We start from the raw sequence: 10812 nt of genomic DNA, 5'->3' as shown, positions 1-10812 counted from the left end.
AGTGCTAGTTTTTTGTTTATACATAAGATAAAAAAGTCGTTAAAATCCCAAAACTGAATTTTAACGACTTTTTATCAAAGAAACTGGATGCCTATGTCCCAGCCCCTTTTTTTAGTTTTATTGTTTTTTAGGAGATGGGTACTGTCCTGAGTTAAACGCTTGCCATATTTCTTCAGGCAAGTGATGTTGATCTTCTCGCTCTGGATCAAAATAATCAATAATGTCCGCTTCACGACCTGATTCGATTTTTTCGACAAAAGCTGGGTCTAATAACATACTACGACCTAATGCAATCATTGGCACACCTGTTTCTTGGGCAGCTAATAAATCTTGCGCATTAAATATTGAACCGACACCAATCAATGGCATGCGATTGTCTATCCAATCCAATAGTAACGAAATGCGCTTCTCGCCTTCATATTCCCCTTCACGTGTGACAGATTGAATACTAGACAATGACACATGTAAATAATCTAGCGGTTTCTCAATTAGTGCGTCTACTAAGCATTTCGTACGTGACATCGTAATGCCTGGAGACTCAGCTTCTTCCGGAGAAAAGCGATAACCGATAATAAAGTCTTCTTGACCTTCTTCATTGGCAACACGTACCACTTCGTCCACAACAGCCATTGGAAAACGCATCGGTTCTCCCCACATATCTTCACGGCGATTGTAATATGGCGAGAAAAATTGATGAATTAAATAATGATTGGCACCATGAATTTCAACACCGTCAAAGCCCGCTTGAATCGCTAACGACGTCGCATGTCCAAAGTCTTCAATCGCTTGACGTATCTCATCAGTCGTCATCGCACGAGCACGATGTGGTTCACTTTGGCCAAAGCCATACGTTTCTACCTCACTTGGTCCTTTAACATCGCCATCTGGTACAAGATGTGGCAACGCTTTGACACCACCGTGATGAATTTGTACCACAGCTTTCGCCCCGTTCGCTTTAATCGTTTCGGCAACACGACGTAGTCCTTCAAGATCTTGTGCTTTTGAAATAGACGGTTCGCCAGGGAAAGCCTTCCCTTCAACATTCGTATAGCTTGCAGCTGTAATTCCGAGTCCAATCCCTTTCGTACGCGAATCAACAAAGGCAATCTCACGTTCTGACGCTGTACCATCCTCATTTGAAATCGTATGCGTCATCGGTGCCAACACAAAACGATTTGGGATCGTCTGACCATTTGCCAATGTAAGTGGTTGAAACAACGGTTGAAATTCTTCTTTCATGTCGAACATCCTCCTGTCTAAACGTTAAAAAGACTGGGCATCATAAATGAGTACTTTGGAAAACGATAAAACACGTCCCAATCTTCTCTTAACAAATCATTGTTTTACAATCTAATTCCCAATGTTAAATGAGACAACTTATTTAATCAAGATTTCTACTCATCATACAAAGAAAAATATAACAAAAACCTGTGCTTAAGCTTCAAAATAATGTCAAATTTATGATAGTACCAAATCCTTTAAACATACAAAAACTCGGTCACACGTCGTAAATTGCTTTACGGTGTGACCGAGTGAACATAACATATTAAATTATGCGTTATCTTCCATCATTTGTTTAATTCGTTTCGCTTCTTTTTCACGTTGTCCTTTGTTCAAGATTTTCTTTCTTAAACGAACGTTTTCAGGTGTCACTTCTACAAGCTCATCGTCATTGATAAACTCAAGCGCTTCTTCCAATGACATAATACGTGGTTTTTTCATTGTTTCTGTTTGATCTTTCGTTGCTGAACGCACGTTTGTTTGATGTTTGACTTTCGTGATATTCACTGTTAAGTCATTTTCACGATTGTTTTGTCCAACAATCATACCTTCATACACTTCTGTACCCGGCTCCATAAAGTTGATACCACGATCTTCTAAACCTAAAATCGCGTACTCACTTGCGCTACCTTGGTCCATAGAAACAAGTACACCGTTACGGCGTCCACCCAGACGTCCTTTAATACGTGGGCGGAATTCATCAAACGTATGGTTGATAATACCGTAACCACGTGTCATAGACATAAATTCTGTCGTATAACCGATTAAGCCACGTGCTGGTACGTTGAAGATTAAACGAGTTAAGCCGTTATCTGTCGTTACCATATCGACCATTTCACCTTTACGTTGTCCAAGTGATTCGATAATTGCACCCGCATATTCTTCAGGTACTTCTGCTTGTACACGTTCGAAAGGCTCGTGTAACTCGCCATCGATGTCTTTTAAAATAACTTGTGGTTTTGATACTTGTAATTCAAAACCTTCACGACGCATATTTTCAATTAAAATAGATAAATGTAATTCCCCACGTCCTGCGACTGTCCACGCATCTGGTGAATCTGTTGGCGTTACTTTTAATGAAACGTCTGTTTCCAGTTGTGTATCCAAACGTTCTTGAATTTGACGTGCAGTTACAAACTGACCTTCACGCCCTGCGAATGGTGAGTTGTTAACACGGAATGTCATTTCTAATGTTGGTTCGTCAATACGCAATACAGGTAATGCTTCTTGATTATCTTGTGGTGTAATTGTTTCACCAACGTTGATGTCTTCCATACCTGAGACCGCAATTAAGTCCCCTGCATACGCTTCTTGAATTTCTTCACGTTTTAAACCGAAGAAACCAAAGATTTTTGTAACACGGAAGTTTTTCACTGAGCCGTCTAATTTTAATAGTGATACGCTATCGCCAACTTTAATTGTCCCACGGAACACACGACCAATACCGATACGTCCAACATAGTCGTTGTAGTCTAATAACGCTGGTTGGAATTGTAATGGTTCATCACGGTTATCAATTGGTGCCGGTACGTAATCTAAAATCGTTTCATATAAGCATTGCATGTTTTCATCTTGTTTGTCTGAATCCAAGCTTGCTGTACCGTTTACTGCTGATGCATAAACGACTGGGAATTCTAATTGTTCGTCGTTGGCATCTAACTCAATAAATAAGTCTAATACTTCATCAACGACACCTTCTGGACGTGCAGATGGTTTATCAATTTTGTTTACAACAACGACTGGTTTCAAGTCTTGTTCTAATGCTTTTTTCAATACGAAACGTGTTTGAGGCATTGTTCCTTCATATGCATCGACAACGAGTACAACACCGTCTACCATTTTCATAATACGCTCTACTTCGCCACCAAAGTCTGCGTGTCCCGGTGTATCTAAAATGTTAATACGAGTTCCTTTATAATTGATCGCTGTATTTTTCGCTAAAATTGTAATACCGCGTTCTCTCTCAATGTCATTCGAGTCCATTGCACGTTCTTCAACATGCTCGTTCTCACGGAAAATTCCTGATTGTTTTAATAATTCATCGACCAATGTTGTTTTACCATGGTCTACGTGAGCAATAATCGCAATGTTGCGCACATCTTCTCTTCTACTTGTCATACTGTAATTCCTTTCATGAGTAAATTGCCACTTTCTTTTGTAACTTGTTTATTATATCATATAACTGCACAGATGAAACAACGAGGTGGGGTTAAGAATGCAAAAATCTAAAACTATTTTTCTTGTTTTGGCAATTGTTGCCGTTTTCTTTTTAACAATGTTTAGTTTTGCCATTGCTGCAGGCAGTCTTTTATGGATGGTCATTACATTTGCATTGATGATGGCAACGTTTGGTTACGGCTTTACTTTGAAGAAGAAATATCGTGAGAACGACTGGTTATAATATTTTTTAAACGCACGACATAACAAGGCACATCCCATGGCCGCAACTGAGCGATCATAAGATGTGCCGTTTTTCTATTGTTTGTAATTTTTATGCCATGGTGCTAAAAAGTCATAATTCGGCATCATATAATCATTTAAAATCGTTTCATGTACTGCTTTGTTTGCCACAATCACTGAGTCTGGATGCGTAATCTCTAAAGGTTTCCCAATAAAGTTCGTCGCAATACCGCCAACTTCATTCAAAATAATCATGCCCCCAGCAAAATCCCACGGTTGCAGTCGCGGTGTGATATAAGCCGCTAACTGCCCTGTTGCCACATGAACAATTTCTAACGCTGCCGAACCGTAAGCACGTGCACTTCGTGAATCTTGAATAATCGGTGTTAACACCGGACTAATCTTCTTACCTGCTAACCAGTTCGCATTCATACCAACGATACTTTGCGCAAGATTCGTATCTTCAATCGGTTCTAACAACTGTTCATTTTTATACGCACCAAAGCCTGCTTTTGCATGATACAACGTGTCCGCCATAACATCATACACAAAGCCAGCATATGGTTTGCCATCTTTGAACACGCCGACAGAAATCGCAAAGTTTGCGCTTTGATGTACAAAGTTCAATGTACCATCAATTGGATCGATTACCCATGTCACGCCCTCTAATGCTGTCACATCATGACCATGTCCTTCTTCACCGATAATTTGATGTTGTGGATAGGTTGATGTAATTTGATCTACTAAAAATTGTTCAACCGCTTTATCGACATTTGTCACGAGATCATTCGGGTTCGATTTTGTTTCAATATCTAAAGTTTCAGTCATCCACTGACGTAAATGATTCCCTGCTTCTAATACCAAACTTTTGGCATAATCATATAAATGCATAGCACTCACTCCTATTGCCTATATTATACATGAAAATAGTGTAAGATAAATGTGGCAGGCACTGGTATATGCTACAATAGAATCATTCTAATATAACATAGGAGGTATCTTATGGTACGTTATACATTCAATGAACAAGCTTTTAAAGTTTTTGAAGTCGATGGCTTAGCTGAACGCATGGCAGCACTTGATACATATGTCCGTCCACAACTTCGCGCACTGGGCGATCACTTTGCCGATTATTTAGAAACTGTCACAGGTGAAACGTTTTATCCGCACGTCGCAAAACATGCACGTCGTACAGTAAACCCACCAAAAGATACATGGGTGGCGATCGCGACAAATCAACGCGGCTATAAAATGATGCCACACTTCCAAATCGGTCTGTTTGAAGATCACTTATTTGTGATGTATGGCATGATGCACGAAGATAAAAATAAAGCACAAGACGTTGAAGTCTTTGAAAAAAATATGGATACGTTGATGAATTTACCGGCAGATTTTCAAATTTCACTCGACCATACAAAACCAGATAAGTCTAAAATTAGTCACTTGTCAGCAGAAGAGATTGAAAAAGGTATCGCACGTGCAAAAAATGTGAAAAAAGGCGAATTTTTCGTTGCACGTTCACTCACACCGGATGCACCGGAATTAAAAGATGATGAAACATTTTTAGCTTATTTAGAAGAAACATTTGATTATTTATTAAAATTTTATCGTTAATTAAAAAGGCGGCACACACGCAAAATGTGTACCGTCTTTATTTACTTAGTATGTGTGATTGTTTTGTTGAACGCCCACATATTGTGGATTTTTCGGTTTGCGTACGAATAACATAATCGCTGCGATAAACCATAGTAAGGCTGCAATAAAGCTACCACTTAAAATGACACCTGTGACTGCAGCTAAGATTAACAAAATACCTGCTAATACTTTTTTACCGAATAAAAATACCGCTACTAAAGCTAAAACAAACGGAATAATCGCCAAAAGAATGCCTGTCGTCGATAGTGCACCCATTGCTTCTACTGTTTGTTCCGGGTCATAACCTTGTTCTAATAATTGTGCACGAAATTCTCTACTATCTACAATCGCACCAAAACTGAAAATGATCAGCCCCCAAATCGCGTGTAACACTATACCAATCCATGTTAATACTTTTTCAACCGTTCTTTTAAACGGCTTTTCAGGTTGTAAGTTGTGTAACGGCGCATCTTGTTGTGTTTGATACGTATAATTATCAGCCATATCAAAGTCCTCCTTTAGTAATTTAAGCTGTTCATTTTCATTAAAACATACTTTTCAGTAAATATCTATTTCCTTTTGAAAAAAGTAAGTGCTAGAAACTGTATATTATCTCATAAGTCTCTAGCACTTTCTTCTACCCTATTAATGAGTATCCGTATCCTCTTTTGCCGCTGCTTGTTCCGTACGTTCTTTATTCAGTTTCATACGGTCTTCATAGTTTTGACGACGTTGAGATGACGCACTCGGTCTATTTTTACGCTGTTCTTTCTCATACGCTTTTTTCGCTTTACGTGCTTCTTTACGTTCTGCCTTTAATTGTGCTTTTTCTTCTTTCTTCTGCTGCTTCAATTCGTCTTTCGTCAACGGCACATTTGCTTCTTGCGTATGGTACGTATACGCATAGTCATCTTGTGGTTCAGTCGTTTGTTGTGCTTGTGCGACATCTTCACGCAATAATGTATCATCTAACGTAACCGCTTCTTGTTCGCTTGCTGGCACATCTGTTTCTTCTGTGTCAGCTTGTTTGTGATGATACTTCGCTGAACGTGACATAACAGCAGGTTCCTCTTCTTGTTGCGGTGTTGCATTCACAGTTTCTTGACGGACTGTCTGCTTTAGTTGTTGCGGTTGCACAGGCTCTGAATCCGGCACATATGTCGGTTCATAAACAGGTCCTCGACCATATTCAAAACCGTCATACATTGGTACTGTTTCTAGGCGTGGTTTACGCCCAAACATCATCAATGCGATAATGAAGAAAAAGATCGGTACTAACATGAAAATCAGTGGTAATGTCATAATCGCAACAGCTAAAAATAACAGCCCTGAAATCACGCGATGGTTCATTGAAATTAACCCTAAAAATGAAATTAATAGGCATACAATTAAATAGACAATAAATGCCCAAACACCATTTTGTAAATGTATGATTAACTCTGTTGACGTCATATTATAATTTGCTAAAAAGTTTTGCACGCCTGCATTGTTTGCAAGTTCTGCTTCAAAGTTCTGAATGGAGCTTTCATTGCTGAATAACACCAATCCGAAGAACATTGCAACGACAGTTGTACCTAGTAATAGCAGCCAGCTCAGCCAGCCTAAAATTTTCTCGGCGACTCGATTTACAGGACGTCGGACCTGTGTATATATATCACCTGTCATAATGTCACTCCTTAATGCTTTTCCTTATATTATATCGTATTTTACAACGATTTCTAAATTATAACCCCATTTTAAAATTCAAAAAGCGTTCATTGTATTCACTCAATACGTCAGTACCTAAATCTTTATAAACTTCTAATCGTTTCTGCGTTTCTTCAGTCGGATAAACACGGGTATCGTGCTTCACATCATCTGGTAGCAATGCTCTAGCCGTTTTATTCGGTGTACCGTATGCCACCCATTCCGTATTTTGACTATTGACTTCAGGATCTAATAAGAAGTTGATAAATTGATGCGCCCCTTCCACATTTTGTGCTGTCTTTGGAATGACCATATTATCAAACCATAAGTTCGAGCCATCTTTCGGTACAACATATTGAAAACGATCATCTTCTTGAAAAAGTGGTGCAGCTGAACCGCTCCACATAACAGCAACACTTGCTTCATGTTGCTCAAGCATCATAGTCACTTCATCCCCTACAACACCTCGAATGTTCGGTGCGTATGTTTTCAAGTGTGTTTCCGCTTCTTGCAAATGTTGTGTGTTTGTATCATTCAAACTATACCCGAGACTATTTAACCCTAATCCTATGATTTCTCTCGCACCATCGACAAACACGACATCTTCTTTAAGACGCGGGTCTTTTAAGTCTGACCAATGTTCGAACGTCATATCCGGGTACTTCTCTTGATCATACAAAATGCCCACTGTACCAAAAAAGTACGGCATTGAATACGTATTGTCAGGATCAAACGGTTGGTTCATATATCGCTTGTCTAAATGTTTCATATTCGGTATTTGTTGATGATCAAGCGGAATTAATAAATTCGACTTTTTCATTTTTTCTATCGTATAATCACTTGGAAACGCGACATCATAATGCGTACCGCCGTTTCTAATTTTCGCTTCCATCGCTTCGTTTGAGTCGAATGTTTCATAGACGACTTTAATCCCTGTTTCACGCTCAAACTTTTGAATCAATTCAGGGTCAATATATTCCCCCCAGTTATAGACATAAATCTGTTCACGTTGTTGCTTCACATCATCATGACTCACCCAATAGCCTAAACCGAGACACAAGATGCCGACCACTAAAGCACCACCAATTAATTGGACAAATTGTTTCATTGTGACACCCCTTGTCTCTTAAATTGTTGTTTACGTTGGTAACGTTGTAGCAATTGGTAACCGAGCAAACCAATCATAATAACCGCAAATAGCAGCGTTGAGATGGCGTTGATTTCCATGCTGACACCACGACGTGCCATTGAATACACTTCAACAGACAAAACGCTGAAGCCATTTCCAGTCACAAAGAAACTGACAGTAAAGTCATCTAACGAGTACGTTAATGCCATAAAAAAGCCACCGATAATACCCGGCATCAACTGTGGAATTAAAATCTTTGTCAGTAACTGCCATTCCGTTGCCCCTAAGTCTTTGCCCGCTTGTATAATCGACTGATTCATCTCATATAACTTCGGCAAAATCACAATCACCACAATCGGAATACAAAAAGCAATGTGTGATACAAGTACTGATGTAAAACCTAAGCTAAAGCCTGTGTAGTGTCCAATAGCTGTAAACATAATTAAAAATGACGCACCGATAACAACATCGGATGAAACCATCAACACATTGTTCAATGTCAACAATGAGACTTTCAGCATTTGTTGGCGAATTTGATACAGTACTAATGCACCGAACAATCCAATCACTGTTGAAATCGCTGCTGCAATCAATGCCACGGCAATCGTGTTAAACACGACTTGTAACAACCGCTTATTCGCAAACAAGGTCTCGTAATGTTCCAGTGTAAATCCTTCAAAACGGATCATATTCCCAGCACTGTTAAACGAATAAAGCATCAAGAAAAAGATAGGCACATACAATATGATAAGCAAGACGTATAAATAAGCTTTTCCATACCATTTCATCGTGATGTCCCTCCTTGGTCTTTAGTGCGTGTGAATATCAAGGTGAGCATCATAAATAACACTAAAAATAGCGCAATCGTTGCACCCATCCCAAAATTTTGAATCACTAAAAATTGTTCTTCAATCGCTGTCCCGATGTTGATCACTTTGTTCCCTGCAATTAAGCGTGTGATCATGAATAATGATAACGCAGGGATAAACGTAACTTGAATGCCCGTTTTAACACCTTCAATCGTTAATGGAAACAACACTTTACGCACCATTGTCATCGTGTCCGCCCCCAGATCCTGTGCCGCAAAGAACATTTGATCTGGAATGTCTTTCATGCTGTTGTAAATCGGTAAAAGCATAAAAGGCAAGTAAATATAGGCTGCGACCGCTACAAATGCAGGTGCTGTAAATAAAATAGTCTGTGATGGAATATGCAAAACATTTAAAAACTGGTTGATAATACCATCATGACTGAAAATCCCAATAAATGCATATGTCTTAAGTAGTAGATTCATCCACGTTGGAATAATCATCACTAATAGCCACGTAGCCGCATGACGCGACTGACGAATAAAAAATGCAGCTGGATAGCTAAACAACAAACAAATCAATGTGATAATCGCCGCATATACAATCGACTCAATCAGCATACGCATGTATCGCCACGTTAAAAATTGCGTATAGTTCGTTAATGAAAAATGCCCCTGCATATCAGTAAATGAAAAATAGACTAATAAAATGACAGGTACAATAATAAAACCGAGCATCCAAAGCCAGTACGGAATGGCTAACCAACGATTAAGATGTTTCATCGTTACCATCTCCATATCCTTCAATACGTGCATCAAATTCTTCTTCCGTCTCACCCGGCACCATAATATGGATCGCTTCCGGTTCGAAATCTAAGCCGACACGTGAACCGATGACAGCATTTTTAGTTGATTGAATCGTCCATTCATAGCCTTTATGATCTTCACAAATAATCTCGTAATGCACACCACGGAATAGTGTTGATGTGACGGTCGCTTGGAAGAGTCCTTTCTCTGCATCTACGAGCGCAATATCTTCCGGTCGAATCACGACATCTACAGGTGTATTCGGCGCAATCGCTTGGTCGACACAATCAAAATCTTGGCCGTAAATATTGACGACAAAGTCTTCGATCATCGTTCCTTCAATAATATTAGATTCACCGATAAAGTCAGCCACATAGCGGTTTACCGGCTCATCATAAATGTCGAGCGGTGTCCCAAACTGTTCCACTTTCCCTTTACGCATAACGAAGATGTAGTCACTTAACGCTAATGCCTCTTCTTGGTCATGTGTTACAAAAATGAAAGTAATACCTAGACGTGATTGAAGCTCACGCAATTCATATTGCATCTCCGTTCGTAACTTTAGATCAAGTGCAGATAACGACTCATCTAATAACAAAATCTCTGGTTCATTTACAATCGCACGTGCAATCGCAATACGTTGCTTTTGTCCGCCACTCAACGCTTGAATCGGACTGTTAATATAATCTTCCAACTTCACTAATTTAAGTGCTTCTTTGACTTTATCATCAATTTTTTGCTTGTTGAGTTTTTTAAGCTTCAAACCAAACGCAACATTATCATACACATTGAGATGTGGAAATAACGCATAGTCTTGAAACACCGTATTCACTTGGCGTTTGTTCGCAGGTAAATCATTGATGGTATTGCCAAGGTATACAATTTTCCCTGCATCAGGCGTTTCAAAGCCTGCAATCAGCTTCAATATTGTCGTTTTACCACAGCCAGAAGGCCCTAAGATCGTATAAAAATGACCTGATTCTATCTCTATATCAATACCATCTAAAATGACTGTACCATCATAAGCTTTGGTCACTTGTTCAAATGTTAATAAAGGTGCCAATTG

At 39.2% G+C, this 10812-nt stretch carries 11 protein-coding genes; 2 read left to right on the top strand and 9 right to left on the bottom strand.

Features of this window, described 5'->3' with window-relative positions; translation table 11 throughout:
• Nucleotides 1-117: 117 nt before the first annotated feature.
• Complete coding sequence (locus TP70_RS10090) at nt 118-1239, bottom strand: NADH-dependent flavin oxidoreductase (protein ID WP_044361406.1); 1122 nt, start codon at nt 1237-1239, stop codon at nt 118-120.
• Nucleotides 1240-1551: 312 nt separating this feature from the next.
• Nucleotides 1552-3399 carry a translational GTPase TypA gene (gene typA, locus TP70_RS10085; RefSeq protein WP_044361405.1) on the bottom strand — a complete coding sequence of 616 codons (1848 nt, stop codon included), beginning with the start codon at nt 3397-3399 and terminating at the stop codon, nt 1552-1554.
• A gap of 97 nt (nt 3400-3496) precedes the next feature.
• Between typA and TP70_RS10080 the strand changes: the two genes are divergently transcribed.
• Entirely contained in the window at nt 3497-3682 is a 186-nt protein-coding gene (locus TP70_RS10080; RefSeq protein WP_044361404.1) for a DUF5325 family protein, read from the top strand.
• Between the two features lie 74 nt (nt 3683-3756).
• Here TP70_RS10080 and TP70_RS10075 read toward each other — a convergent pair whose 3' ends face one another.
• On the bottom strand, nt 3757-4572 hold the full coding sequence (locus TP70_RS10075; RefSeq protein ID WP_044361402.1) for an inositol monophosphatase family protein: 816 nt from the start codon (nt 4570-4572) through the stop codon (nt 3757-3759).
• A gap of 111 nt (nt 4573-4683) precedes the next feature.
• Here TP70_RS10075 and TP70_RS10070 point away from each other — a divergent pair, with 111 nt between their 5' ends.
• Nucleotides 4684-5295, top strand: a complete 612-nt coding sequence (locus TP70_RS10070) for a YktB family protein (protein WP_044361401.1) — start codon at nt 4684-4686, stop codon at nt 5293-5295.
• Nucleotides 5296-5340: 45 nt separating this feature from the next.
• On the opposite strand, the gene TP70_RS10065 is transcribed toward TP70_RS10070, so the two are convergent.
• The 6 genes from TP70_RS10065 to TP70_RS10040 form a co-directional block, all read right to left on the bottom strand.
• Nucleotides 5341-5820, bottom strand: coding sequence for a DUF4064 domain-containing protein (locus TP70_RS10065; protein ID WP_052502914.1), 480 nt, complete (start codon nt 5818-5820; stop codon nt 5341-5343).
• A gap of 141 nt (nt 5821-5961) precedes the next feature.
• Nucleotides 5962-6981, bottom strand: a complete 1020-nt coding sequence (auxB, locus tag TP70_RS10060; protein WP_044361400.1) for a lipoteichoic acid stability factor AuxB — start codon at nt 6979-6981, stop codon at nt 5962-5964.
• Between the two features lie 58 nt (nt 6982-7039).
• Nucleotides 7040-8110 (bottom strand): ABC transporter substrate-binding protein, encoded by a 1071-nt coding sequence (locus tag TP70_RS10055; protein WP_044361398.1) that lies wholly within the window; start codon nt 8108-8110, stop codon nt 7040-7042.
• Nucleotides 8107-8919: an ABC transporter permease gene (locus tag TP70_RS10050; RefSeq protein WP_044361396.1), complete on the bottom strand. Its 813-nt coding sequence runs from the start codon at nt 8917-8919 to the stop codon at nt 8107-8109. The genes TP70_RS10055 and TP70_RS10050 overlap by 4 nt, the downstream gene beginning before the upstream one ends.
• Nucleotides 8916-9722, bottom strand: coding sequence for an ABC transporter permease (locus TP70_RS10045; RefSeq protein ID WP_044361394.1), 807 nt, complete (start codon nt 9720-9722; stop codon nt 8916-8918). The genes TP70_RS10050 and TP70_RS10045 overlap by 4 nt, the downstream gene beginning before the upstream one ends.
• Nucleotides 9709-10809, bottom strand: a complete 1101-nt coding sequence (locus TP70_RS10040; RefSeq protein ID WP_044361393.1) for an ABC transporter ATP-binding protein — start codon at nt 10807-10809, stop codon at nt 9709-9711. Before TP70_RS10040 ends, TP70_RS10045 begins: the two co-directional genes overlap by 14 nt.
• Between the last annotated feature and the right edge of the window lie 3 nt (nt 10810-10812).

It is taken from the genome of Staphylococcus microti (genome assembly GCF_000934465.1).
Taxonomy (GTDB): Bacteria; Bacillota; Bacilli; order Staphylococcales; family Staphylococcaceae; genus Staphylococcus; species Staphylococcus microti.
The sequence above is the reverse complement of the archived record's forward strand: the minus strand, read 5'-3'. Positions and strand labels throughout refer to the sequence as shown.